Annotated in this window: 27 protein-coding genes; 13 read left to right on the top strand and 14 right to left on the bottom strand. The window is 67.7% G+C overall.

The features are described 5' to 3' along the window. Nucleotides 1-1,944, top strand: a 1,944-nt coding sequence (locus A3CQ_RS0141635; RefSeq protein ID WP_026206794.1) for a (Fe-S)-binding protein, incomplete at its 5' end; no start/stop codon positions are given. Here the strand turns inward: A3CQ_RS0141635 and A3CQ_RS0141630 are convergent. Beyond that, nucleotides 1,941-2,606 (bottom strand): GOLPH3/VPS74 family protein, encoded by a 666-nt coding sequence (locus A3CQ_RS0141630; RefSeq protein ID WP_020516903.1) that lies wholly within the window; start codon nucleotides 2,604-2,606, stop codon nucleotides 1,941-1,943. The genes A3CQ_RS0141635 and A3CQ_RS0141630 overlap by 4 nt on opposite strands. Before the next feature lie 102 nt (nucleotides 2,607-2,708). Here A3CQ_RS0141630 and A3CQ_RS0141625 point away from each other — a divergent pair, with 102 nt between their 5' ends. Both A3CQ_RS0141625 and A3CQ_RS0141620 read left to right on the top strand, forming a co-directional pair. Continuing rightward, nucleotides 2,709-4,043 (top strand): hemolysin family protein, encoded by a 1,335-nt coding sequence (locus A3CQ_RS0141625; RefSeq protein ID WP_020516902.1) that lies wholly within the window; start codon nucleotides 2,709-2,711, stop codon nucleotides 4,041-4,043. Next, nucleotides 4,036-5,073 (top strand): hemolysin family protein, encoded by a 1,038-nt coding sequence (locus A3CQ_RS0141620; RefSeq protein ID WP_020516901.1) that lies wholly within the window; start codon nucleotides 4,036-4,038, stop codon nucleotides 5,071-5,073. Before A3CQ_RS0141625 ends, A3CQ_RS0141620 begins: the two co-directional genes overlap by 8 nt. On the opposite strand, the gene A3CQ_RS55910 is transcribed toward A3CQ_RS0141620, so the two are convergent. The 10 genes from A3CQ_RS55910 to A3CQ_RS0141570 form a co-directional block, all read right to left on the bottom strand. Further along, complete coding sequence (locus A3CQ_RS55910) at nucleotides 5,070-5,867, bottom strand: ABC transporter ATP-binding protein (protein ID WP_020516900.1); 798 nt, start codon at nucleotides 5,865-5,867, stop codon at nucleotides 5,070-5,072. The two genes, A3CQ_RS0141620 and A3CQ_RS55910, sit on opposite strands and share 4 nt — an antisense overlap. Before the next feature lie 9 nt (nucleotides 5,868-5,876). Continuing rightward, nucleotides 5,877-6,656 carry an ABC transporter permease gene (locus A3CQ_RS0141610; RefSeq protein ID WP_020516899.1) on the bottom strand — a complete coding sequence of 260 codons (780 nt, stop codon included), beginning with the start codon at nucleotides 6,654-6,656 and terminating at the stop codon, nucleotides 5,877-5,879. Further along, on the bottom strand, nucleotides 6,653-7,459 hold the full coding sequence (locus A3CQ_RS0141605) for an ABC transporter permease (RefSeq protein WP_020516898.1): 807 nt from the start codon (nucleotides 7,457-7,459) through the stop codon (nucleotides 6,653-6,655). The genes A3CQ_RS0141610 and A3CQ_RS0141605 overlap by 4 nt, the downstream gene beginning before the upstream one ends. Continuing rightward, nucleotides 7,456-8,421: an ABC transporter substrate-binding protein gene (locus A3CQ_RS0141600; RefSeq protein WP_051115510.1), complete on the bottom strand. Its 966-nt coding sequence runs from the start codon at nucleotides 8,419-8,421 to the stop codon at nucleotides 7,456-7,458. The genes A3CQ_RS0141605 and A3CQ_RS0141600 overlap by 4 nt, the downstream gene beginning before the upstream one ends. 364 nt (nucleotides 8,422-8,785) lie before the next feature. Beyond that, nucleotides 8,786-9,559, bottom strand: a complete 774-nt coding sequence (locus A3CQ_RS0141595; RefSeq protein WP_020516896.1) for an NAD(P)-dependent oxidoreductase — start codon at nucleotides 9,557-9,559, stop codon at nucleotides 8,786-8,788. Next, entirely contained in the window at nucleotides 9,556-10,209 is a 654-nt protein-coding gene (locus tag A3CQ_RS0141590; RefSeq protein WP_020516895.1) for a GntR family transcriptional regulator, read from the bottom strand. Before A3CQ_RS0141590 ends, A3CQ_RS0141595 begins: the two co-directional genes overlap by 4 nt. 11 nt (nucleotides 10,210-10,220) lie before the next feature. Continuing rightward, complete coding sequence (locus A3CQ_RS0141585; RefSeq protein ID WP_020516894.1) at nucleotides 10,221-11,231, bottom strand: amidohydrolase family protein; 1,011 nt, start codon at nucleotides 11,229-11,231, stop codon at nucleotides 10,221-10,223. Further along, entirely contained in the window at nucleotides 11,228-12,187 is a 960-nt protein-coding gene (locus tag A3CQ_RS0141580) for a VOC family protein (protein ID WP_020516893.1), read from the bottom strand. Before A3CQ_RS0141580 ends, A3CQ_RS0141585 begins: the two co-directional genes overlap by 4 nt. 24 nt (nucleotides 12,188-12,211) lie before the next feature. Continuing rightward, the gene (locus tag A3CQ_RS0141575) at nucleotides 12,212-13,291 is read right to left on the bottom strand and encodes a 4-oxalomesaconate tautomerase (RefSeq protein WP_026206791.1); all 1,080 of its coding nucleotides are present in this window, start codon (nucleotides 13,289-13,291) and stop codon (nucleotides 12,212-12,214) included. Next, the gene (locus tag A3CQ_RS0141570; protein ID WP_020516891.1) at nucleotides 13,284-13,985 is read right to left on the bottom strand and encodes a 4-carboxy-4-hydroxy-2-oxoadipate aldolase/oxaloacetate decarboxylase; all 702 of its coding nucleotides are present in this window, start codon (nucleotides 13,983-13,985) and stop codon (nucleotides 13,284-13,286) included. Before A3CQ_RS0141570 ends, A3CQ_RS0141575 begins: the two co-directional genes overlap by 8 nt. 275 nt (nucleotides 13,986-14,260) lie before the next feature. Between A3CQ_RS0141570 and A3CQ_RS0141565 the strand changes: the two genes are divergently transcribed. The 5 genes from A3CQ_RS0141565 to A3CQ_RS61425 all read left to right on the top strand — a co-directional run bounded on the left by A3CQ_RS0141565 (nucleotide 14,261) and on the right by A3CQ_RS61425 (nucleotide 18,579). After that, nucleotides 14,261-15,151: a LamG-like jellyroll fold domain-containing protein gene (locus tag A3CQ_RS0141565; protein WP_051115509.1), complete on the top strand. Its 891-nt coding sequence runs from the start codon at nucleotides 14,261-14,263 to the stop codon at nucleotides 15,149-15,151. A gap of 58 nt (nucleotides 15,152-15,209) precedes the next feature. After that, nucleotides 15,210-15,665, top strand: coding sequence for an excisionase family DNA-binding protein (locus A3CQ_RS0141560; protein WP_051115512.1), 456 nt, complete (start codon nucleotides 15,210-15,212; stop codon nucleotides 15,663-15,665). Between the two features lie 4 nt (nucleotides 15,666-15,669). Then, on the top strand, nucleotides 15,670-16,227 hold the full coding sequence (locus A3CQ_RS0141555; RefSeq protein WP_020516888.1) for a PIN domain-containing protein: 558 nt from the start codon (nucleotides 15,670-15,672) through the stop codon (nucleotides 16,225-16,227). Nucleotides 16,228-16,906: 679 nt separating this feature from the next. Continuing rightward, nucleotides 16,907-18,040: an XRE family transcriptional regulator gene (locus A3CQ_RS59790; RefSeq protein ID WP_084699452.1), complete on the top strand. Its 1,134-nt coding sequence runs from the start codon at nucleotides 16,907-16,909 to the stop codon at nucleotides 18,038-18,040. Further along, the gene (locus A3CQ_RS61425; RefSeq protein WP_157296957.1) at nucleotides 18,040-18,579 is read left to right on the top strand and encodes a hypothetical protein; all 540 of its coding nucleotides are present in this window, start codon (nucleotides 18,040-18,042) and stop codon (nucleotides 18,577-18,579) included. Before A3CQ_RS59790 ends, A3CQ_RS61425 begins: the two co-directional genes overlap by 1 nt. Here the strand turns inward: A3CQ_RS61425 and A3CQ_RS61420 are convergent. The 3 genes from A3CQ_RS61420 to A3CQ_RS0141535 form a co-directional block, all read right to left on the bottom strand. Next, nucleotides 18,576-19,358, bottom strand: a complete 783-nt coding sequence (locus A3CQ_RS61420) for a DUF6602 domain-containing protein (protein WP_342663739.1) — start codon at nucleotides 19,356-19,358, stop codon at nucleotides 18,576-18,578. The genes A3CQ_RS61425 and A3CQ_RS61420 overlap by 4 nt on opposite strands. Before the next feature lie 99 nt (nucleotides 19,359-19,457). Then, on the bottom strand, nucleotides 19,458-20,156 hold the full coding sequence (locus tag A3CQ_RS0141540) for an HAD family hydrolase (protein ID WP_020516886.1): 699 nt from the start codon (nucleotides 20,154-20,156) through the stop codon (nucleotides 19,458-19,460). Beyond that, a complete protein-coding gene (locus A3CQ_RS0141535) occupies nucleotides 20,153-21,019 on the bottom strand; it encodes a GntR family transcriptional regulator (RefSeq protein WP_020516885.1) in 867 nt (288 codons plus the stop codon). The genes A3CQ_RS0141540 and A3CQ_RS0141535 overlap by 4 nt, the downstream gene beginning before the upstream one ends. Nucleotides 21,020-21,152: 133 nt before the next feature. Between A3CQ_RS0141535 and A3CQ_RS0141530 the strand changes: the two genes are divergently transcribed. From A3CQ_RS0141530 to A3CQ_RS0141510, 5 genes are all read left to right on the top strand, one after another. Next, nucleotides 21,153-21,398 carry a DUF6284 family protein gene (locus A3CQ_RS0141530; RefSeq protein ID WP_020516884.1) on the top strand — a complete coding sequence of 82 codons (246 nt, stop codon included), beginning with the start codon at nucleotides 21,153-21,155 and terminating at the stop codon, nucleotides 21,396-21,398. Continuing rightward, nucleotides 21,398-22,147, top strand: a complete 750-nt coding sequence (locus A3CQ_RS0141525; RefSeq protein WP_020516883.1) for a DUF2637 domain-containing protein — start codon at nucleotides 21,398-21,400, stop codon at nucleotides 22,145-22,147. Before A3CQ_RS0141530 ends, A3CQ_RS0141525 begins: the two co-directional genes overlap by 1 nt. Nucleotides 22,148-22,160: 13 nt before the next feature. Next, a complete protein-coding gene (locus A3CQ_RS0141520) occupies nucleotides 22,161-22,352 on the top strand; it encodes a hypothetical protein (RefSeq protein WP_020516882.1) in 192 nt (63 codons plus the stop codon). Nucleotides 22,353-22,440: 88 nt separating this feature from the next. Then, nucleotides 22,441-22,587 (top strand): hypothetical protein, encoded by a 147-nt coding sequence (locus tag A3CQ_RS61415; RefSeq protein ID WP_020516881.1) that lies wholly within the window; start codon nucleotides 22,441-22,443, stop codon nucleotides 22,585-22,587. A 6-nt stretch (nucleotides 22,588-22,593) separates the two neighbouring features. Beyond that, nucleotides 22,594-24,804 (top strand): hypothetical protein, encoded by a 2,211-nt coding sequence (locus A3CQ_RS0141510; protein ID WP_020516880.1) that lies wholly within the window; start codon nucleotides 22,594-22,596, stop codon nucleotides 24,802-24,804. The last annotated feature ends 55 nt before the right edge of the window (nucleotides 24,805-24,859 follow it).

Here is a 24,859-nt window from a genome sequence, read left to right as displayed (position 1 = left end):
CGGATGCTCAAGTGGGGCTACATCGGCGCGGCGCACTGGTTCGTGATGGTCTCCTTCATGATCCTGTTCCTGCTGGTCGTGGAGGCGTACTTCGAGGTCGTCGACCCGAAAGGCGGCCTGCCGATCATCGGCGGCTGGACGCCGTACGGGCTGGTCACCGAGTGGATCGGGATCCTCGGGCTGGCCGGGATCCTGTATCTGATCGTGGTGCGGCAGCGGGCCCGGCGGGCGCCGCGGTCCCGGTTTCTCGGCTCGACGATGTGGCAGGCCCACTTCGTCGAGGGCGTGATCCTCGGCGTACTCACCTGCGGGTTTTTGATCCGGGGTTTCAAGGTCGCCAACGACACGTTCGAGTTCCCGACCTGGGCCACCCCGTTGAGCCACGCCGTGGGCAACGTGCTGCCCGCCGCCGCGGACGGGCCGACCTGGGTGGCGTTGGTCAAGCTGCTCATCTCGATGGGCTGGCTGATCACGATCGCGGTGAACCCGACGATGGGCGTCGCGTGGCACCGGTTCCTCGCGTTCGTCAACATCTTCTTCAAACGCAGCCCGGAGAAGCCCGCCGGGAGTGGTTTGGGCGGGCTGCGGCCAATGACCAGCGCCGGCAAGCCCCTCGACTTCGAGGACGCCGACCCGGAGAAGGACCAGTTCGGGGTCGCGGCGGTCGAGCAGTTCACCTGGAAGGGGCTGCTGGACTTCTCCACCTGCACCGAATGCGGCCGGTGCCAGTCGCAGTGCCCGGCCTGGAACACCGCCAAGCCACTATCGCCGAAGCTGCTGGTGCTGTCCCTGCGGGATCACGCCTACGCGAAGGCCCCGTATCTGCTGGCCGGCGGCGGGAAGGACCTGACCGGTGAGGAGACCGGCAGCGCCGAGCAACTGGCCGGGGTGGATGTGCTGGCAATGGCCGAGTCAGAGCGGCCGCTGATCGGCACCGCCGCCGAGAACGGGATCATCGACCCGGACGTGCTCTGGTCGTGCACCACCTGCGGCGCCTGCGTCGAGCAGTGCCCGGTCGACATCGAGCACGTCGACCACATCGTCGACATGCGCCGCTACCAGGTCCTGATCGAATCGTCGTTCCCGGCCGAGGCCGGCGTGATGCTGCGCAACCTGGAAAACAAGGGCAACCCGTGGGGCGCCCCGCAGAACACCCGCGAGGACTGGACCAAAGGCCTCGACTTCGAAGTCCCGCGAGTCGGCGAGAAAGACGACTTCGAATACCTGTTCTGGGTCGGCTGCGCCGGCGCGTTCGAGGACCGGGCGAAGAAAACCACCCGGGCGGTCGCCACCCTGCTGCACCAGGCCGGGGTCGACTACGCCATCCTCGGCGAGGGCGAGACCTGCACCGGCGACCCCGCCCGGCGGATCGGTAACGAGTTCGTCTTCCAGATGCTCGCCGCGCAAAACGTCGAAACCCTGACCGAAGCGAAGGTCAAGAAGATCGTCGCGACCTGCCCACACTGCTTCAACACCCTCGGCAACGAGTACGACCAACTCGGGCTGAAGGTCGAGGTCGTGCACCACACCCAACTGCTCGCCCACCTCGTCAGCGAGGGGAAGCTGACCCCGGTGGAGAAGATCGCCGGGGACCTGACCTACCACGACCCCTGCTACCTGGGCCGGCACAACCGGGTCTTCGACGCCCCCCGCGAAATCCTCGGCGCCACCGCCACCGTGGTCGAGATGCCCCGCAACCAAGAGCGTTCGTTCTGCTGCGGGGCCGGCGGCGCCCGGATGTGGATGGAAGAGAAAACCGGCAAACGGATCAACATCGAACGCACCGAAGAAGCCCTGGCCACCGGCGCCAAGACCATCGCCGTCGGCTGCCCGTTCTGCTACACGATGATCGGCGACGGCGTCACCGCCAAAACCGAACACGACAACGTCGAAGTCATCGACGTCGCCACCGTCCTACTCCGCTCACTCAAACAGGACGCCTAGGCGCTCGACCCGGCCGTCGCCGCCGTCGTGGACGCGATGATCGCGACCATCACGGCCGCCTGGATCTCCTCGATCGTCTTGCGGACCGCGTCGGCGGCCCAGGACCCCTCGCCGATCTCCTTGAGCCGAGCCTTGACCTGCTTGGGGTCGACGCCGCCCAAGATCTTGCGGTCGAGCTCGGTGGCAGCGACCAGCGCGCACAGCGCCCCCGTGCGCGGCTCGACCGGCCCGGTGCCGAGCACCGCGGCACGGATCCGCTCGCGGGCGGCGGCCTCGACGGCCGGCGGCTCACCGCTCGCCGACGGGTACTTCGTCCGGGGGAAAACCCAGAGCACCTTGTCCTTCTCCACGGTCAGCACGCCGTCGGCCACCAGCTTCTCCAGGATCCGTGGCCGGGCCTGCTTGGACAGCTTCGTGACCCAGTGGCCCGGTTTGCGAGGCTTGTCCTCAGCGATCCGGGCGAGCGCCTCGTCGGCGAGCGCGTCCCCGGTCGGCGCTTGATCGGTGACGATGACCCGTTTGTCCTGGATGTCGACGCGCCGCGCCAGCGCGAGCTCGAGCAGGATCGCCCCACCCAGGCCGTTGTCCAGGCGGGTGCCGTCGGTCAGCGGCGTGCCGTCCTCGTCGTAGGCCAGTAGCAGGAACTCCTCGGCGATGCTCATGCTTCGACGGTAACGGGTGGCGAGGCCCACGTACTTGCCAGACCCGTGTTCACGCATGCGAATGGCCGGTCCGGCACAATGAGGACCGAGGTGAAACCGATCATGGACGGCGTGCTCCTGACCGCGGTGCTTCCGTTGGCGGCGTTCGCGCTGCTCACGGCGGCGAACGCGTTCTTTGTGGCGGCCGAGTTCGGGCTCGTTACGGTCGACCGTGCGGAGATCGGACGGCGCGCCGCCGAGGGCGACCGCCGGGCACGCACCGTGCAGAAGGTTCTGCACAACCTGTCGTTCCAGCTCTCCGGTACGCAGCTCGGCATCACGCTGGCGACGGTGCTCACCGGTTACCTGGCCGAGCCGGCGCTCTCGAAGCTGTTCAACCCGCTGGTCGAGCCGATCGCCGGGGAGGCCACCGAGGGGATCACCCACGCGCTCGCGCTGATCGTGGCCACGCTGCTGTCGATGCTCTTCGGCGAGCTGGTGCCGAAGAACGCGGCGCTGGCCCGGCCGATGGTGGTGGCGCTCGCGACCGCCGCCCCGCTGCGCACATTCTCCCGGCTCTTCAAGTGGCTGATCGCGGCGCTCAACAGCTCGGCGAACTGGCTGGTCCGCCGGATCGGGATCGAGCCGCAGGAGGAACTGGCCAGCGCCCGCTCGCCCGAGGAGCTCGGCCTGCTCGCCGCGATCAGCGCCCGGGCCGGCGCGCTGCCCACCGAGACGGCGACGCTGATGCGCCGCACGATCCGCTTCGGCGAGAAACGCGCGGCCAAGGCCATGACGCCGCGGGTCGACGTCGTCGGGCTGACCACCGGCGCGAGCGTCGCCGACCTCATCGTGGTGGCGCGCGAGACGGGACACACCCGGTTCCCGGTCTACGAGAACACCATCGACGTGGTCACGGGGGTGGTCGGGGTGCCGGACGCACTCGGGGTGCCACTCGAGCGTCGTGCCGCGACTCGCGTCGCGACGATCGCCAGAGAGCCCGTGTACGTGCCGGAGAGCCTCAGCCTCGACAAGGTGCTCGCGGCGTTGCGGGCGGCCGACGCCGACCTGGCGATCGTGGTCGACGAGTACGGCGGCACCGACGGGGTGGTCACGATCGAGGACCTCATCGAGGAGCTGGTCGGTGAGATCACGGACGAGTACGACACCGACATGGACGTGGCCGGTGCGCAGGAGCTGACGGCGCCCGACGGCGGCAAGACGTTCGTGGTCGACGGCCTGCTCCGCGAGGACGAACTGATGGAGCAGACCGGATTCACGCTCCCCGAGGGGCCGTATGAGACGCTCGCGGGTTTCCTGCTCGCCCGGTTCGGCCACATCCCGGTCGTGGGCGAGTCGCTCGAGGAGAACGGGTGGGAGTTCACCGTCATGGAGGTCGACCGGCACCGGATCGAGCAGGTCCGGGTCGTGGCGCCGCCGGAGCTGTCCGATGACTAAGATCCTCGTCACGATCCTGCTGCTGCTCGGCAACGGTGTGTTCGTCGGCGGCGAGTTCGCGTTGATCGCGTCCCGGCGTACGGCGTTGGAACCTCTCGCCGCCACCTCCAAGCGCGCCCGGTGGGCACTCTCGGCGATGAGCCAGATCCCGCTGATGATCGCCGGCGCTCAGCTCGGCATCACGATCTGCTCGCTCGGTCTCGGCGCGATCGCCGAGCCGGCCCTCGCGCACGTGCTGGAGGGCCCGTTCGAGCGGCTCGGCCTGCCCGACAACATGCTGCACCCGGTCGCGTTCGTGCTGGCCCTGGTCATCGTGGTCTTCCTGCACACGGTGATCGGCGAGATGGTGCCGAAGAACATCACACTGGCCGGCCCGGAGCGCACCGCGCTGATCCTCGGCCCGTTCATGCTGGCCTTCTGCAACGCGACCAAACCGCTGCTCAACGCCATGCGCTGGGCATCGCGTACGGTGCTCAAGCTGTGGAAGATCGAGGCGACCGACTCCGTCAAGACCGTCTTCACGGCCGAGGAGCTGGCCGGCATGGTCACCCAGGCGCGCAGCGAGGGCCTGCTCGGCTCGGAGCAGTACGCCCGGATCCACGCGGCGCTCGGGCTCAACGACCGCACCGCCGCCGACACGCTGCGGCCCTGGTCGGGGGTGACCACGGTCGCGGACGACGTGTCACCGGCGACGATCGAGGCGATCTCGACCCGGACCGGGCGTTCCCGCTTCCCGGTGCTCCAGCGGGAGAGCCGGCGGGTGCTGGGCTTCGTGCACGTCAAAGACATTCTCGGGTACGCGGCGGGACAGCGTCGCCTGCCGATCCCGGCTGAGATCATTCGGCCGCTCGTGGTGGTCCCGCCGGAGCGCACGCTCGCCGACCTGCTGCTCCTCATGCGCCGCGACCGCCTGCACATCGTGCTGGTCAGCGACGGCAGGCGGCCGCTCGGTGTGATCACACTGGACGATGTGATCCATGCCGTGGTCGGCGAGCCGGCGCACGGGCTGGCGCCGGCGCGCTCCGCTTAGGGGGCAGTGGGCACCGGCGACTGACCGTTGGCGCCCTTCGCCTCCTGGATGCGGGCGTAGACGTGGGTGCGGAGCTCGACGAACCGGGCGTCCGAGCGGGTCTTGAGCTGGTCGCGATCGTCCGGCAGGTCGATGTCGAGGTTCTCCATGACGTGGGTCGGCGAGGACGAGAGCATCACGACCCGCTGGCCGAGGTACACCGCCTCGTCGATGTCGTGGGTGACGAACAGCATCGTCATGCCGAACCGCTTCCACACCGTGCGGACCAGGTCTTCCAGGTCGGCCCGGGTCTGCGCGTCGACCGCCGCGAACGGCTCGTCCATGAGCATGACCTTGGGCTGGAAAGCGATCGCCCGCGCGATCGCGACCCGCTGCTGCATGCCGCCCGAGAGCTGCCACGGGTACGCCTTGCCGGCGTCGGCGAGGCCCACCGCCTTGAGCGAGTCGGTGACGATCTGCTGCCGCTCGGCCCGGGGAAGGCCCTTGGACTTCAGCGGGAGCTCGATGTTCTCGCCGACGCGCAGCCACGGGAACAGGCTCCGCCCGTACTCCTGGAAGACGATGGCCAGACCGTCGGGCGGGCCGGTCACCACCTGGCCGTTCACCCGCACCTCGCCCGAGGTCGGCGTGAGCAGGCCGCCGAGGCAGCGCAGCAGCGTGGTCTTGCCGCAGCCGGACGGGCCGACGACGCAGGCGAACTGGCCGTCGGCCACGGTCAGCGTGATGTTGCCGATCGCCTCGACCTCGCGGCCCTGACCACCGTAGGTCTTGCGCAGCGAACTGATCTCCAGCACAGCTTCCTCCTAGTGTCCGCTGCGCTCGGCGGCGCGCGCTCCGTGGTACCAGTTCAAGACTCGCCGCTCGACCAGCGTGAACGCCAGAGAAAGCAGCACACCGAGCAGGCCGAGGACGAAAACGCCGCTCCACATCTCGGGGATCTGGAAGCCGCGCTGGAACTCGACGACCGTGTAGCCGAGGCCGTCGGTGGCGCCGAGGAGCTCGCCGATGACCATCATGATGATGCAGATGGACAGCGCCTGACGGGCGCCGACCACGATCTGCGGGCTGGCCGCGCGCAGGATGAACGTACGGATCCGGAGCCAGCCGTGGATCTTGTAGCTGCGGCAGGTGTCGGAGAGCACATCGTCGACCCCGCGCACACCCTCCACAGTGTTCAGCAGGACCGGCCAGACGCCGCCGACCACGATGACCAGCACCTTGGTCGGGTTGCCGATGCCGGCGATGAGAATCAGGATCGGCACGAGCACCGGCGGCGGGATGGCCCGGAGGAATTCGAGGATCGGTTCGAGCAGCGAGCGCAGCCGGCGGTTGGCGCCGATCAGCACGCCGAGACCGATGCCGACGACCAGCGCGAGGCCGTACCCGATGAACAACCGGATCAGGCTGGGCACCACGTCGCTCTTGAACCGAGCTGCCGTCCACGTATCCGGGAAGACCTTGACGATCGTCTCCAGCGGCGGCTGATAGAAGCTGGTGCTGCCGGCGCTCGCAAACCACCAGGTGACCAGCAGAATCGCCGGCAGCCCGAGGACCAGGGCGATTCGGCCGAGAGTGCGGGTCATAGCGGGAGCTCCCGTCGGACCGAGGGGTGCCAGGCGAGCACGATCCGTTCGGCGCGGCGGGTCGCGAGGTTGGCGAGCAGGCCGATGAGACCGGCGACGACGATCAGCGCGTACATCGACGGCACCGCGATGCTGCTCTGCGCGACGTTGATCTCTTCACCGATGCCTTTGGTGCCGCCGATCAGCAGCTCACCGGTGATGGTGAGGACCAGCGCGACCGCGGCGGCCAGGCGGATGCCGGTCATCGCGTACGGGAGCGTGGTCGGCCAGACCAGGTAGCGCGCCTGGCGCCAGCGGCCGAGCCGGTAGGAGGCCGCGGTCTCGCGGGCGACCGGGTCGACGTCGGTGACGCCGTGCAGCACCTGGATCAGCACCTGCCAGAAGGACGCGTAGACGACCAGCAGCAGGATCGACCGGACCGGAGCGCTGAACAGCACGATCGCCAGCGGCAGCAGCGCCACCGAGGGGATCGGGCGGAGGAACTCGATCGTGGACGCGGTGGCGAGCCGCAGCGCCGGGATCGAGCCGATGACGATGCCCAGGACGATGCCGGCCACGACCGCGATCGTGAGCCCGATCAGCCAGGTCGTCACCGTGCCGGCGACCGCGCGCCAGAAACCGGCACGACCGAACTCGTCGACGAGCGCGCTCACGATCTTGCTGGTCGGGGGGAAGTACTCGGCGGGGAGCACGCCCACCCGCGGCAGGATCTCTAGGAGCGCGCCGAAGCCGAGGAGCCCGACCAGCCCGAGCAGGGCCGGATTGTCTCCGGCCCTGCGCAGGATGGGTGGCGAAGTCGTCACTGCAGCAGCTTCGACGTGTCGACCGGGGCCGTGAGCAGGCCGTCCTTGACCATCAGACCGTTCAGGAGTTCGAGCGACGCCTTGTCGATCTCCGGGTTGTACTTCGGAAGGGTCATGGCGGCCGCCGCGTCGGCCTTGATCGTCGTGTAGGTGGTGACGATCTGCCGCACCTCGTCGGGGTGGGCGTCGGCGTACGCCAGCGACTCCTTCAGTGCGGCCGTGAAGCGCTTGGCCAGGTCGGCCTTCTCGCCCAGCAACTGGGCCGACGTGAAGTAGTCCGCGATCATCATGTTCGGGCTGACCGCGGCGAACGAGCCGATCTGCTTCCATCCCTTCGGCTGCACCGAGGAAACGAACGGCTCCACCAGGAAGACCGCCTGGACCCGGCCGGCGTCGAGCGCGGCGGCCTGATCGGGGAACGCGACCTCGACGTACTTGACCTTCGACGGGTCGCCGCCGTCCTTGCGGACGAGCTCGTTCACCGTGGTGGCCACGATGTTCTTCAGCGTGTTGGCGGCGACCGTCTTGCCCTCGAGGTCCTTGGGGCGGGTGATGGCCGGGTCCTTGACGATCAGGCCGCTGAAGTCCTTGGCCGGGTCGGCCGTGGCGTTGTTGCCGTTGGCGACCACCTTGATCGGCACGTTCTTGGACGCGCCGAGGAGCAGCGAGACCACGTTGCTAAAGCCGAACTGGTACTGCCCACTGACCACGGCCGGCACGATCGCCGCACCACCCTGGGCCTGTTCCAGGGTGAGGTCGATGTTCTGCTTCGTGAAGAAGCCCTTGGCCTTACCGAGATAGATCGGCGCCACGTCGACGATCGGGATGACGCCGACCTTGACCTTGTCGGGTGAGCCCGACGAAGAGTTGTTGTTCGAGGAGTCGTCCGAGCCACCACAGGCGGCCGTGCTGGCCGCCAAGGCAGTGACGGCAAGCAATGCGATGAGCCGTGTTCTCAGCATGGTTCTCAGCAACCTCTACGTCATCGAAGCCGGACCGGAATATTTCCACTGGTCGGAATTGACTGGTACTGAGCGCGAGGACGAAGGATCTACCATTCATAGACCAATGTCCCGTCCCCCACCGACGAGTGAGTTCAGGAAGGTTCCGCCGCCCGAGGGCGGCCGTTGCGTGCCTCAAGGGGCTCGAGTGTGTCCCGAGCCACTTGCCAGGAACGCTAGAGCCTCGGTTACAGGATTGTCAACGATTTTGCCCGGCGTTAGCAGAGCTGATGCGAAGCGGCAGATGGCACACTTATGTGACTCCGAAGCGATTGTTAACAATCGTGACGACATTGCTTCGGAGGTCGATTGTGGCGCCGGATTCCTAGGGCTCGGCGCCGTCGGCCAGGTCAGCCAGCCAGTCCCGGCTCGCCCGGGTGACCCGGGCCGGCACACCGAGATCGCCGAGCAGGCGCTCGGCGGCCTCCATCTCGTGGATCCGGCGCACGGCGTGCGTCTTCGAGCCGGTGAGCAGGCGCTGCAGGGTGGCGGCGTCGGCCCGGATCAGCTCCTCGGTGATGTTGCCGCGCAGCCAGTCGGACAGGCCGGCGGCCCGGGCCGCGGCGGTCGCCTCGAGGACGGCGGCCGCGAGTCCCTTGTAGAACACGCTGCGCAGCAGCTTGTGGGTGGCCGCCGAGCCGACCGGGCCGTCGAGCACGTCGACCTTGGCGCCGAGTGGACGCAGTACGGCGGCGTAGTCGGCGGCGGCCGGACCGCTCGCGGTCATCGGGGTGAACAGGCCGTGGCCGGGGACGGGGGACATCAGCGCGACGTCGATCACGCGTACCCGGCCGCCGGCCGCCTTTTCCAGGGACAGCTTCTCGGCCGGGGACGCCGTGTTGAGATCGGCCCACAGCGTGCCGGGGTCGCATCCGGGCAGGCCCTCGGCCAGGGCGTCCGGCGCGTCGGCCGCGCTGTTGACGCTCAGCACCAGCGCGGCGCCCTCGCAGGCCTCGGCGTCGCTGCCGCACTGCTGGACGCCGGGCGGAGCGCCGACTCTCGGGTCGTACCCCCGCACCCGCGCACCGGCCTTGACCAGACCGGCCGAGATGAGGCCGCCGGCCTCCCCTAGGCCGAGCACCGCGATCGTGACGCTCATCGCAGCTCGGTCGCGTCGATGTCGCGGAGCGCCTCGATGACGCTCGCGATGTGCTCGCGCATCGCGGACTCCGCGGCCTTGGGATCCCGCTCCCGGATCGCCTCGATGATCCGCTCGTGCTGGGGCAGCGAGATCGCCGGGCGTCCGGGGTGGAGCGAGATCATGAACTGGTGGCGGACGAGCTGGCCACGCAGCGTCTCGATGATGCTGTCGGCGGTGTGATGGCCGCCGATCGTGCGGATCAGCCCGTGCAGCCGCTGGTTGAGGTCGCCGTAGCGGCGGAACTCACCTGCGCTGACCGCGCGCCGCATCAGCAGGCCGATCTCGTCGAGCTCGCTGGCCTGCGCGTCCGTCACCCTCGCGGCGGCGCGGGCGGCGACCAGGCCCTCCAGCACCATGCGCACCTCGGTGATCTCGACGGCCTCGTCGAGGGTCACCTTCCGGACGTGCGCGCCCTTGTTCCGCTCGACCTTGACCAGGCCGTCGGCGGTGAGATCCTGCAGGGCCGCTCGTACCGTGAAGCGGCTGATCCCGAACCGCTCGCACAGCTGTGCCTCGACGAGCCGTTCGCCGGGCAGGTACTCGCCGCTCAGGATCGCGTCGCGCAACGCTTCCCGGGCGGCCTGAGCTTTCTGGTCGTCGGCAGGCAACCGCGTTCTCCTCAGGCTTTGATCAGCTGTTCCAGTCGCGGGTAGACCCGGCGGGTGTTGAGCTCGAAGACCTTGTCGCGGTCGTCGGGCGCAAGGTCCAACGCCTCGACGTAGCGCCGGGTGTCGTCGAAGTAGTGGCCCGTCTGCGGGTCGATGCCGCGGACGGCGCCGACCATCTCCGAGCCGAACAGCAGGTTGTCGATGTCGATGACCTCGAACAGCAGGTCGATGCCGGGCTGGTGGTAGACGCAGGTGTCGAAGAAGACGTTGCCCATCACGCTCTCGAACAGCGGTGGGCGGCCGAGCATGTCGGCCAGGCCACGGAATCGACCCCAGTGGTACGGGACCGCGCCGCCGCCGTGCGGGATCACGAAGCGCAGGTCGGGGAAGTCCTTGAACAGGTCGGCCTGCAGGAACTGCATGAACGCGGTGGTGTCCGCGTTCAGGTAGGCGGAGCCGGTGGCGTGGAAGTTCTTGTTGGTCACCGCGGACACGTGCACCATGGCCGGCACGTCCAGCTCGATCATCGCCTCGTAGAACGGGTACCAGCTGGGATCGGTCAGCGGCTCCGACGTCCAGTGGCCGCCGCTCGGGTCGGGGTTGAGGTTGCAGCCGACGAAGCCCAGCTCCTCGACGCAGCGGCGCAGCTCGCCGATCGAGTTCGCGATCGGCACGCCCGGCGACTGCGGCAGTTGGCAGACCCCGGCGAAGGTTCCCGGGTAGAGCTGCGTGACCCGGGCGATCAGGTCGTTGCAGGCCTGCGCCCAGCGGCGGCTCACGCCCTCGTCGCCCTGGTGGTGTGCCATCGCCGAGGCGCGCGGGGAGAAGATCGTCAGGTCGACGCCGCGCTCGCGCATCAGCCGCAACTGGCTGCCCTCGATCGACTCCCGGATCTCGTCGTCCGAGATCGCCGGGTACGCGGGCGGCGTCTCCCCGCCCTCCCACGCCGCGAGCTGCGCCTTGCGCCACTCGGTGTGCGGCGCCGGCACGGTCGTGTAGTGCCCGTGGCAGTCGATGATCACTTGGCGGCTCCCTCAACCGGCGGCGTGCCGTGTGTGTGGAACGAGTCGATGGTCTTCAGCCCCCACGCCTGTCCCTTCGCCCGTTCGGCCTCGGTCCAGTTCACCGGCTGCCAATCGGGGGCGATCACCAGACGCGCGCCGGCGTTACAGAGCTCGATGCGGTTGCCGCCGGGCTCATAGACGTACAGGAAGAAGGTTTGTTGAATGGCGTGTTTGTGCGGGCCGGTCTCGATGAAGACGCCCTGCTCGAGGGCGATGTCGGCGGCCTTGAGGATGTCCTCGCGCGTGTCGGTGGCGAACGCGATGTGGTGCAGGCGGCCGTTCGTGCCGGTGCGGTCGCGGGTGTAGACGGCGTCGTAGCCCTTGTTCGTGAACGTGGTCCAGCTGCCGGCGATGCTGCCGTCGTCGAGCACGATCTGCTCGGTGACCAGGGCGCCGAGGCTGTCGCGCAGGAAGTCGCGGTTGGCCTCGACGTCGACCCCGAGGTAGTTGATGTGGTCGAGCCGGCGCACGCTGACCCCGCGGGCCGGGTACGCCTGAGCCTGGTTCTTCAGTGCCGGGCGCAGATCGTCGCTCGGGCGGAACCAGGCGCTCTCGTAGTAGAGGCCGAACTCGTGCCCGTCGGGATCGGTGAAGGCGAACGTGGGGCCGTAGCCGGGGTCGCCGTCCTGCCAGCCGATGCCGCGGCCGGTGGCCTCGATCTCCTTGACCCGGTGCTCCAACGCTTCCGGGCTGGCCGCGCGCAGGAAGGTGCGCCCGACGCCGGAGGTGGCGTGGCCGGTGAGCTTGACCGTGATGGTCTCGTAGTCGTCCCAGGCGCGCAGGAAGACCGAGTCGCCCGACTCGCCGTTCGGCGTGAGGCCGAGGTAGTTGGTGAAGAACGCGACGCTTTCCTCGAGAACCGGCGTGCGGAGCTCGATGTGCGCTAGGTGCGCGATCTGGTGCAGCGGGGGCACGGGCTCTCCTTTGGTACGCGTTTGTCACGCTCGGGGGAAGGCGATGCCGTCGAAGAGCTTGCGGGCGGTGCGGACCACGCCCGAGCGGACCACCCGCGGCGGGTCGGCGTCACCGTCGACGATCACGTCGACCAGCAAGTGGCCGGTGGGGTGCTCGACATCGACCTGGGAGCGGTCGGCCGGCCAGTCGCGGGTGAGCTCGTGTCCGACGGCGCCGGGCAGCAGCATCCCGGTGACCACGCTGATCGCGGCGAGCACGCCGATCGAGGTGTGCGGCTGCACCGGGATGAATGAGCGGGTGCTGAGCCGGCCGCCGTCGCGGGGCGGGGCGAGCAGCACGGTCTTCGGCACCGAGCCCGGATCGTCGCCCAGGCCCATGAGCTGGGCGGCCTTGCGGCGGAACTCGTCGATCCGGCCGAGCAGGGGCTGGTCGGCGGCGAGCAGCGCGTGCGACTCGTACCCGGTGAGGCCGAAGGACTCCGCCAGCGCGAGCACCACGGGCATGCCGTTGTCGACGCAGGTCACCTCGATGTCGTCGATCTTGTCGCGGACCTGGCCGGTGGGGAGCAGGGAGCCGGTCGCCGAGCCCTCGGTGTCGGCGAACGCCAGGATCACGCCGGCCGCGCTCCGCGGAACTCCCGAGATCACGACGTCGCCGCGGTACTCGACGTGACCGCCGGGCGTGGGGAAGGTGGCGACCGCGACGCTGTCCGAGTTGATCATTTTGATGCGTACGCTGGTCTCGGTCTCGCCGGCCGGGAACAGTCCCCGCTCGACGGCGAACGGTCCCACCCCGGCCAGGATGTTGCCGCAGTTCTGCTGGGTGCTGACCGTGGGCTCGTCGACGCCGAGCTGGAGGAACAGGTAGTCGATGTCGGCGGACGGGTCGGTCGAGCGGCTGACCACGGCGACCTTGCTGGTCAGCGACGTGGCGCCGCCGAGGCCGTCGATCTGCCGCGGGTCGGGCGTGCCCATCAGGCGCAGCAGCAGGTCGTCGCGCTCGGCCGGGTCGGCGGGCAGGTCGGAGGGCTCGAAGTAGAGGCCGCGCGAGGTGCCGCCCCGCAGCATCATGCATCGGACGCCGGTGCTGTCATAGTCAGTCACCTTTGACGTACTCCTCGTGGGAGACGTACTCGATGCCCAGGCCGGCGAGTTTGTCGCGCAGGCCGTAACGGTCGAGGCCGAGCTCGCCCTCGGCGAACGCCGCCCTGGTCGCGGCCTCCTTCTCGAGGCGGGCCCGGCCTTTTTGGAGGGCGCGGGGCACGTCGAGACGGGGCACGACCGTGACGCCGTCGTCGTCGCCGAGGATCACGTCGCCGGGGTGGATCGTCTGGCCGCCGAGCACGATGGGAACGTTCACCGCGCCGGCGGTCGCTTTGACCGAGCCCTGCGCGCTGATCGCTCGGGACCAGACCGGGAAGCGCATTTCACGAAGATCGGCCACATCTCGTACGCCGGTGGCGAGCACTGCCCCTCGCACGCCGCGCTGTCGCAGGGCGCCGGCGAACAGCTCGCCGAAGAGGCCATCGGTGGAGGGGGAGTTGGTGGCCACGACCAGGACGTCGCCGGGGCGGCACTGCTCGACCGCTACGTGGATCATGAGGTTGTCACCGGGCCAGCAGAGGACGGTGACGGCGGTGCCGCCCATCTTCGCGCCGGGCCAGGCGGGGCGGAACTCGGGACCGAGATAGCCGACCCGGCCGAGGGCCTCGTGGACGGTGGCCACGCCGTAGCCGCCCAGGGTGTCGGCGTCCTCGATGTTCGCCCGCGGCGGATCGGTTACCACGACGGTCCTCATGCCCAAGCCTCCCGCCGCTGTTGTTTGCTGCTGTCGCTTCCCCAGAGCCTAGGGGAGGCTGGTGGATTGTCAACAATCGCGCCGACAGGATTCCGTGTGTTCGGAGGGGGTTTTGCGCCTGCAACCTGCGCCCTTGCTGATTGTCGACAATCTTGGCGGCTATCTTGTCTCGGGATTCTTGCGGGCATTTACCGCTTTCGAGTGCTTTTCGATGCATTCGGCCACGCCCGTGCTGAAAATTTCCCTCGGCCCGGCCTAATCCGGACAATTGCCGCATGTCTCGTAGCCGGCGGCACCTCGCCCTCACGGGAGTGCTCGTCCTTCTCGCCGGGCTCGCCCACGCGCTTCGTGCGCCCGATGCCCGCCCCGTTGCACTGCGGATCGCTCCGGTCGCTGTCCAACTCGCGCCGGTCGCTCGCCAGATCACGCCGCCGTCGCCGTCGCCGTCGAGTGGGGTGCTGCCGCCGAGCCCGTCGAGCGCCGCGGCGCCCATGCTGTCCGGGCGCATCGGTGTCGCCACCGCACCGGTCAGTCTCCGCTACACGTTCGACGCCGGGGTGCACCGTCCGATCACCGACCTTTCGGGTGGCCACGAGCTGTGGCCGCTCGGACAGAACGGCGGCGTGCTCCGACTCGTACCGCAAGGAATGGGTCTTGCCGTCGCCTATCCGGACCGATGCACCATGCTCCGGGAAAGTGATTGCCCGAGGGCGATCCTCCAGGGCCTCCGCGACGACAGCCTCAACCCCGGAACCCGACCGCTGCAGTACGGGGCGTCGGTGCTGATGACCCACGGTGACCTGTCGGACGGGGCGAACGTGGTGCAGAAGGGCTACTCGGTCGGCGGCGGCAGCCAGTTCAAGCTGCAGGTCGACCACCGTCTCGGCCATCCCAGCTGCGTGATCACCGGCCGCACGGGCCGCATCTACCGAGCCGAGCCCTGGATGGACGTGGCGGACGCCCGCTGGCACAACCTGGTCTGCGCCCGAGCCGACAACCGCCTGACCCTTTACGTCGACGGCGTGCCACGCGCCTGGGTCCGAGTGCCACCCCGCCTGGCAATCGCCAACGCCGAGCCGCTGCGCGTAGGCGGCAAGGGCCCAGCCCAAGGCAACGACCAGTACGCCGGCGAAATCGACAACGTCTTCCTCACGATTGGCAGCTAGGGTCTGTTGCGTTTGCTGCGACTGCTGCGGATAATTCGATTATCGTGGGGAGGTGGAGATGTCCGCAGCGTTGAGTTCGGTGAGCCCGGACGAGGAGTCGATCGCCGTGGCGGCGCAGGCACTTCCCCGGGTGCAGGAATACCTCCGCACCCATGCGTCCGGCCCGGCCATCGTCCGGGTGGTCGACGACGGCGATGGCACGGAGCTGGTCGTGCCTAGGGGCGCGGTTGAGCTCCTGGCACGGATTCTGGCCCACATGGCCAACGGGCACGGCGTGTCGGTGGTGCCTGAGCACGCGGAGCTGACCACCCAGCAGGCGGCCAACTTGCTCAACGTGTCCAGGCCGTACCTGATCGGTCTTCTCGAGTCCGGCGAGATCCAGTTCCGCAAGGTCGGCACCCACCGCCGGGTGCTCGCCGGCTCAGTGCTCGCCTACAAACACCGAGACGACATGAGACGACGTGTCGCGGCTGACGAACTCGCCCAACTCGCCCAGGACATGGATCTGAGTTAGCGGCATGTCCTTCGTCGTCGTCTACGACGCCAGCGTGCTCTATCCGGGCACGCTGCGGGACCTGCTCATCCGGATCGCCCAGTCGGGCCTCGTGCAGGCGAAGTGGACCGAGAGCATCCTGGACGAGATGTTCGCGGCGTTGCGCCGGCAGCGTCCCGACCTCGACCCTCGCAAGCTGGATCGCACCCGCGCGCTCATGGCGACCGCCGTCCGCGACTGGAAGGTCAGCGGTCACGAGTCGCTCGTGGATTCACTCAAACTGCCAGACCCGGACGACTGCCACGTGCTGGCAGCGGCAATCAAGGCCCGGGCGCAGGTGATCGTCACCGCGAATCTCCGTGATTTCCCTGCGGACGAGCTGCGTAAATGGGACGTCGACCCGAAGTCGCCGGACGAATTTGTACGCGACCAGATCAGCCTCGACCGCAGCGCGATCTACGCGTCGGTGCAGCAGATCGCCGACTCGTGGAAAAACCCGCCCGGCAGCATCGACGATGTCCTGGACAGGCTTGAACGCTCAGGCCTCGCGATCAGCGTCGCCGAGCTTCGTGCCCGTCCGTGACCTGCGCTAGCAGTGCAGACAGGGCGGCCGCGTCCTCTCGCCACTGAGCCTCGGGCATCTCGACGTTCTGCTCATCTGGCAGCGGGGTGCCGGTCGCCGGGTCGTCGCGGTAGCGCGACGTCACGTGTGTATGCAGGTGCGGCACCCGATTCCCGGCCGTCATGTAGTTGATTTGAGCGGCCGGAAGCACTCCTCGATCGCCTGTCCCACCCGCAGCACGTCGGCGTGATACCGATTCTCTTCGGAGGTTCGGCGTCAGCCATGACCCAAGGCGCGCGTGGGCACGCCAGGGCGCAGCCCGAGGCGTACGGGAAGGGAACGAAGCTGAACCACCCACCGAGCGCAGGGGAAAGTCAACGTGGGGGTCTGGGGGGTCGCCCCCCAGGCTGGAATGCGAGGAGGCCCGGTCCGCGCTTTCCGCGGACACGGGCCTCCCACCTCACGAGCGGGTGACGGGAATCGAACCCGCACTGTCAGCTTGGGAACCGTACAACGGCGCGTTGCGGCGGTCCCCGAGAGCGGGTCAACGCGGCAACGAGCGGCCCTGAGCGGCCTCGTGTGTCCTCGGCTAATGGCCCGTTGATGGCCCGAGGTCACCGCCCCGGGCCGACACGCGGGGACATAGCTCTGGGCTGCTAGTGCCTCGACGCTCGGTAGCTGACGATGGTTCAATGAGGACATGCCGACCGTGCTGGTTCCGATCACCGGTTCGGTGCTGGCTTGGGCCATGGGCGAGGCGGGCCTCACCGGCGCCGAGGTGGCGAGCGAGCTTGGCGTAAGTCAGAGCGAGGTCGCGGACTGGATTGCCGGCGTGACCCACCCCAGCAAGACGAGGTTTGATCAGCTAAGGAAGTTACTTGACCGACCCGAGTCGTTCTTCTTCCTTGCTAACCCGCCGCCACCTTCAGTCAGCACAACGCGGTTCCGTAGCCACGCGGGTCAGACCGGACCGCATACTCCCGCGCCTGACGATCTCAAAGCGATAAAGCTTGCACAGAACCTTCAACGCGTCATGCGATGGTTGGGTCAGGAGGGGGACCGCTTAGAGATTCCGCGCGCATCGATCGGAGATCCCTCCGAAGTTGTCGCCGAAACTGCCCGTGCTTGGCTGGAGTGGTCGACTCGCGACCAGATCAGTGCCAAAGATCACGAGGTCTCCAAACTACTTCGAAGTCGGATAGAGACGCGAGGCGTCATTGCGCTCAACCTGACGTTGAGCGAAGGTGGATTCCGTGGTTTTTCTCTACCTGATCCAGTTGCTCCAGTAATCGCCATTAACACTCGGGACGATACCCGGGCGAGATCATTCTCTTACCTGCACGAATGTGCTCACCTTATTCTCGGCGACGAGTCCATCTGCGACGCGCTTCCCGAGAGTGGAACTGAGAGGTGGTGCGACGGCGTCGCGGCGGCATTCTTAATGCCTCGACGCGTCCTTGCCGGATACGTTGTTCGGAGATTCAATGGGCAGAAAGTTGATAGCTACGAGCAGGTGCGCTGGGCAGCTAATCAGCTCAATGTGAGTCTCCGAGCAATGGCGCTCCGATTCGAGTCTCTAGGCATGGCCATGCCCGGACTTTACGGCAAGATCAACAAGATAGCGTCGATTCAGTCCAGGGGTGGTGGAGGTGGTGGACCGCCTCAAACAAGGGCTAGGCGGAAACTTCAGCGATATGGGGCAGGTTTCGTCGGTCGTCTTATGGCGGCCGAAGAAGAAGGCGATATAGACAACGCTGACCTTGTAGATCTGCTCAATCTCTCTAGGGCTGAGATCAAGGAATTGCGCGGCCTGCTTGATGAAGGCGCCCACTAGTGAGCGGCCGAATCTATCTGCCGGACGACCGCGCCCTGTTCTCTCTTGTCGATGCGGCTCCGCGACGCAAACAGGTATCACTTTGCGGCGCCATGGCCAAGCTGGTTCGAGGGCGCGAGCTGCGCTTTCCGCCAGAAGTGGCCGCCGATGTAGAACGTCGCGCTGACCCGGAGACCGACGCCGAGCTGCTTATTTGGCTTGGGGCTGTCCAAGGCAGCATGGATTGCACAGTTTCATACGGATACAAGCGGAGGGCGCAAGGATGGGCGCAAACCAACGGCTATCCCGAGGGTCTCGACTTTGTCATTGAAGGCCGTGAAGGAACCTGCATTGTCGCTGTCGTTGGTTACGTGCTCGAACTTCAGGACGCTGGTGTGAGCTGTTCAGTGGTCACGAACGATCACCGCACGAGGCCGGGCCGTGCGCCCCTCGGGGAGGTCTGCAAGAAGCTCGCCGTTCCGACTATAAGTCCAGCCGACTTCATCACCTCCGTGCTGAACCCGATGATCATGCCGCCACCGGCGTCTCCGCCGGTCTAGATTTGTTCAATATCGCGGTATGATGGTGCGAGGTAGTGGGTCAGAGACGGCGGCTTTCTGCCGGCTCTTTCGGCAGTCATCCGAATTAAGGCTTCACAAAACAGAAGTAGGGCACGTGACGGGTCGCTAAGGGAAATGCCACCCCGGAAATCAACAGCCGGGTATAGGGCTCCTTCGTGATGCTGCCTTTGCAAATTTCCAGACGGATCCCCGGCGACGTAGCGGCCTCTTTCCCTCTCCCTATTCTCGCTCAGGTCGTGCAACAGTGTTACTCCGTAAGTGAACTCGCTGGAGCGGGTCGCGGGGTTCAGAGTTCCATGCGAGCCGGCGATCAATCCAGGGTCGAGAACACAAGTGAGGTCTGGCCTGACATCTGGACTAAGCGACGACAGATGTTGTGCGACGGTTGCTGGCGACGAAACGGCGTCGTAAGCAAATAGGGCAAACATCGGCCTTTGGAAGCCTTTGATGGGACTCAAGGCGTTGATAGAAGCCCGTTTCTTGCCAGAATCTTTAATGCCATCAAGGCTTAGCCGGCTCTTCACCTCAATAGCTAGGTGTATTTCCTCAACAGGATGGAGTAGTTGGTTTGTCTGAGCAAGGACCGCCGGTGAGTCTATTTGGTCGTACAGCAGTAGGTCCATCTGCTTTGAGTATTTGCCTAATGAGTCGAACAACAGCCCTGTTCCGACTCCTAGCCTGCCTGGAAGCAATCTTTCGAGAATCCTGGCGAGGGCTAATTCGTTCTCGCGCCCGCGCTCACCTTGATGCGCGATCAAGCGGTTGAAGACCTCAACCTCTGCGTGCAGCCGCTGAAGCGCGCCGGCCCAGTACTGATCGATAATTCCGATGGCTCTGTCCCCCTAAGTTTGGGCAGCTCAGCGGTGCTCCGGGGACTCCGGGGACACGGGGGACAGCACTGTTGCTATGTCCCCCATCGAGGTGACAACCGCATCGGCGCCGGCGAACGCGTCAACCTTCCATGGTCGGTTCGCATAGCCGACTACGGCGACGTTGGCCGCTCGCGCCGCCTCGATGTCCGTGAGTGAGTCGCCCACCAGGGTGCACCTCGACGGCGCAACGTTGAGGGAGCGCGCGGCTGCGATGAGCGGCCCCGGATGCGGCTTCATCCGGAGCGGATCAGCGTAGGCCCTACCGATGATCGGGGAGATGTATCCCGCCAGGTCATGTGCGGAGAGGTACGCCTCGATCGCCGCCGCCGAGTTGTTGCTCACCACGGCGATCGGCAGGCCGCGTGCGCGTGCACCAAGGATCACCTCTCGGCTGAACGGCGTGGGTGTCGCGGTTGCCGAAGCGCGTAGCTCGGCGACGCACAGTGCGTCCTCAATCGTCGTTGTCACTTCGGCAGGGCAGGCCTCGCCCGCCCACCGCAGGACCTCTAACGGATCACGCGCACTACGCACCTCGCCCGGCGCCACGATGCCTTGCCTGTCGATCAGGGCGATCAACTGCGCAGCTATATCCGGCGCCGGGTAGCCGCCGAAGATCGAGCACACGGGTCCGTCGAAGTCCAACAGCAGCGGGCCACCACCGATGAGGTCTGCCAGCGGGATCACGATCGGTACTCGCGCGCGATGCTGTTCCACACCGAGTCGAACCAGAGGCGCGCGGATTCCACGAATTGCGTGCCGTGCGAGGCCTCATCGTCGTCCACCGCGTAGTGGAACAGGGTCGCATCCCTCCCCATGAGGTCGAAGATCTCGACCGACTCTCCGCCGATCGTCACATCGCGCGTGACCACTGGGTAGAACCCGAAGAACGCCTCTCGCCCGTTGAACATGTAGAGCTTGAACGACGGCGCGATGCCGTGCATTCGAACCTCTGCGGTCGCTGACTTCACCAGACCGAGGTCTGCGAGTTCTTGCACCTGGTCGATGATCCCGTCGATCGCGCGCCGGGTGATACGTTCCGCTCGCTTCCGCACTGCGGGATCGTCTGCACCCGTCGTCGCCAGTGCCGGAAGCGCCATCGGCACCGACATGTCACAGATCAGGACTCGGACGGCGATCGTCTCCGGTGCACTGCGCCCCGCTCGGACCATGTCCAACGCCTCGGCAATGGCGTCCCTCAAGGTCTCACCGGAGAAGCCTGCGAAGTCGATCGCCACGTGTGGATGTTCGAAGGCAGCTTCAATGAGCGGCCGCAGCTCGACCGGCCGTTGGGTCTGAGCGCGGACATAGATGCCGCTGCCCTGCCGACTGACGATCAGGCGTTCCGCTCGTAGGGCCTCGATCGCCCTCTTGATCGTTTCCCGCGCGACGTTGAAGCGGTCGGCAAGGTCGCGCTGTGACGGCAGCTTCACGCCTGGCGGAAGCTTCTTGGTCAAGATCGCGGCGCGTAGCAGGTTTGCGATCTGCTGCGACGCCTGTCGTGAATCGTCGGGGTCAAGGTCGCCAAGGAAGTCCAAGTCAACGGCCACCGGACGACCTTACACCGGACTAGCCCAGCGCAGGAAGTTCTCTAGTTTCCCTTGACTGGACTAGCCCAGTGGGCCTACCTTCGGGTTCAAGCAATTGGACTAGCCCAGACCATCCAATATCCGGAGGTTTGCAGTGCGAAAGCATCTGATCTTGTTCGGCGAGCCGACGCCGGCCGACCTGTCCGCGATCGAGGCGGAGTGGCCGCTGATCGCGGCCGAGTTGGCCGTGCTGGACGCCGAGATCACCAACATCTACGCCGCAGAGCACGGCGGCCCGTCGCCGCTGGACTGGCGTCGTCTGCGCCGGGCCGAGGCCCGTGTCATCCGCGTGGCCGCTGAGCTGGCCGCGCGTCCCGCCTCCGGCCGAGAGGTGGCGTGATGGCCAAGGACATTCAGCAGCTCAAGCGCATCGGTTGGGGCGTCAGGGGTGTGTTCGCCCTCGGCATCGCCGCTTCCCTGGCCGGCAACGTGCTGCATGCCGCGGACAACCCGGTCAGCAAGGCGATCTCGGCGTGGTCGCCGCTGGCGTTGCTGCTGGCCGTGGAGCTGATCTCCCGGGTTCCGGCTTCCCGCGGGCTGGCGTCGATCGGCCGGCTCGGTGGGACCGCGGTGATCGCGGGTATCGCCGCGTGGGTGTCGTACTGGCACATGGCCGGCGTCGCGGCCCGGTACGGCGAGACGGGCGCGAGCCCGTACCTGCTGCCGTTCAGTGTGGACGGTCTGATCGTGGTCGCCTCGATCTGCCTGGTGGAGATCGGCGGCCGGATCCGTGCCCTGACCACCGCTCCCGCCGAGGACGTCACCGCGTCCGAGCCGCTGCGCCCCACGGTGTTCGTGCGCGACGAGATGGCCGATCTGCTGGGCACGCCGATCGCCGAGCAGGAACCCGCCGCCACGCCACAGCCGGTCAAGAAAGCGCCCGCCAAGCGCGTCACGCCGCGGCCCGCGTCGGCCGACAAGGTGGCCAAGGCCGCGGCGAAGCACCCCGGCGCGACCATCGCCGAGATCGCGAAGAAGGCCGGCGTGTCCGTCTCGACGGCCCGGCGTCACCTACCCGCGGCCCGGCTCACCGATGCGTCACCGTCTGCCCCGGTTACTGCGGAAACACCCGTTCTCGTAGCCGCGTGAGGAGTGACCCCTGATGACCGAGACCGAGATCTTCGAGGCGTGCGCCGAGCTGCACAACCTGCGCGTCGAGCTGGCCGAGCTGCACGAGTGGGCCGAGGCCGCGCTCAACAACGACGGCCACGACCGGCAGTACATCGCCGAGCACCTGTCCGACGCGCTCGACGCCCTCGCGACCGGCCACGACGTGCCGGCGCACCCGTTCTGATCCCGCCCGGCGGCACGGCTCAAACCGACCAAAGCAGCGCCGCGCCGCCGGTCCCTCCGCAGCCCATCAAGACCAAGGAGAGGCACCCATGGTCGCGCAGACCACCCCCACTGTCACCACTCGACTCACCTGCGGCTGCACCGTTCCGAGCCGGCCCGGCGAGTACGCCACCTGCCCGAACGGCCACGAGCCGATGCGCCCCGACCACCTGACCCGCACCCGTCGGAAGGGCTGAGCACAGATGACCACCCCTGACCGCGGCCAGCCGGACGACTTCGACTGGACCGCCGCCGAGAACGACGTCGCCGACGCTGAGGTCGTCGACCTGGACGCCGCCCGCGCGCTGCGCCTCGGCCCGGCCGAGCCGGTGCCGGACGACGAGATCCCCGCCGAGCCGGGCGACGACGCCCCGATCATGGTGGACAGCGTCGCCGCGCAGCGCCGCCCGGGCCGGCTGTCGCTGGCGTCGTTCCGCGACGCCACCCGGATGCCGATCGTCCCGTCGTGGATGAAGTCGACGGCGGAGTTCGGCGGGAACCTCGCGTGGGCGGCCGGGTTCGGCGTGCACGCCCTGGCCTACCACGGGTTCCGGGTGCCGAAGTACGCGCTGCGGATCGCGTGGCGGATCCCGCGCGGCCTGATCCTGGTGGTGGCCGGCTACTTCCGCTGGCTGTTCGATCTGGAGGGCGAGGCGGTGCGGCAGGCCACCGTCCGGACCGAGGACGCCGAGACCTACATCAAGCTGGCCCGGCAGCGTGACCGCCGTGTCCGGTGGCGGGGCATCACCGCCGTGGGCACCGTCGCCGTGCTGGTCGTGGCCGCGGTGTGGCTGGCGTTCTTCGCGTCCCCGACGGCGCGGTATGCGGTCCTCGCCGCACTCGGCGTGCTGCTGGGCTACCTCGGCACCCCCGCGGACAAGCCACTGTTGGACACCGCCGTGGTCCGGCGGGACGTGGCGCCGCTGACATCGATCGAGGTGTTCAACGCGCTCGCGTCGCTGCGGATCCCGGGCATCGACGCGGCGATCCGCCGCGGGGACACCGGCCGGTCGTGGTTCCCGGACCCGATCTCCCGAGAGAACGGCGTCGGCTGGCGCTGCGTCGTTGAGCTGCCCCGCGGGGTGGTCGCCTCGGCCGTGGTCGACAAGCGGGAGGAGCTGGCTGCCGCGCTGACCCGTCCGCTCGGGTGTGTGTGGCCGGAGGTCAACGCCGAGGTGCACCCCGGCCGGCTGGTCCTGTTCGTCGCCGATCACGACATGTCCCGGGCGAAGCAGGCCGCGTTCCCGCTGCTCAAGTCGGGAACGGTGAACCTGTTCAAGGCGTCACCGTTCGGCACCGACCCGCGCGGCACCCTGGTCACCCTCACGCTCACGTTCGCGTCGATGATCATCGGCAGCATCCCGCGGATGGGTAAGACGTTCGCGCTGCGGTTGGTGCTGCTGATCGCCGCGCTTGACCCGCGGTCGTGGGTGCTGGCGTTCGACCTGAAGGGCACCGGCGACCTCAGCCCGTTGGAGCCGGTCGCGCACCGCTACCGGGCCGGCGACGACGACGAGGACATCGCCTACGTCCTCACGGCGTTCCGGGAGCTGCGCACCGAGATGCGCCGCCGGACCAAGGTGATCCGCGAGCTGCCGCGCGACCTGTGCCCGGAGAACAAGGTCACCGACGAGTTGGCCAACATCAAGAAGTTCGGGCTGCACCCGATCGTGGCCGGCGTCGACGAGTGCCAGGTGCTGTTCGAGCACCCGAAGTACGGCGACGAGTTCGAGGAGATCTGCACCGACCTGATCAAGCGTGGCCCGGCCACCGGGATCATGCTGGCGCTGGCCACCCAGCGGGTCGACTCCAAGTCCCTGCCCACCGGGATCAGCGCGAACGCGGTGCTGCGGTTCTGCCTGAAGGTCATGGGCCAGATCGAGAACGACATGGTCCTCGGGACGTCGTCGTACAAGAACGGGATCAAGGCGACCATGTTCGGCCGCCGCGACCGCGGCATCGGCTACCTCGCCGGTGAGGGCGACGACCCGGTGATCGCCCGCACGTTCTACGTGGACGCCCCGCGCGCCGAGGCCATCGTCAAGCGCGCCCGCGCGGCGCGGGAGAAGGCCGGCAACATCACCGGCCACGCCGCCGGCGTGGTGCTCGACGTCGCCGAGGTCCGCCGGGACACCGTCCTGGAGGACGTCGCCGCGGTGATGGCCGGCAAGAAGAAGGCGTGGGCCAGCGTGCTGGTCAAGCTGCTGGCCGGGCTGCGACCGGAGGTCTACGCCGAGCTGACCACCGATCAGCTTCGGGCCGCGCTCGCGCCGCACGAGGTCACGCCGGGGCAGGTGTGGGGCAGCGACTCGGACACCGGCGAGTCCGGCAACCGGCAGGGCTACACCCTCGCTGACGTCACCGCGGCCCTCACCAAGCGTGACGGAAACGGCGGGCGCGGCAAGACCAAGTGACCCGATCGGCGGTCCTAGGTCTAGGACCCTGTCCCTCCTAGACCTAGGACCCCTC

The organism is Paractinoplanes globisporus DSM 43857 (genome assembly GCF_000379645.1).
Lineage (GTDB): Bacteria > Actinomycetota > Actinomycetes > Mycobacteriales > Micromonosporaceae > Actinoplanes > Actinoplanes globisporus.
The sequence above is the reverse complement of the archived record's forward strand: the minus strand, read 5'-3'. Positions and strand labels throughout refer to the sequence as shown.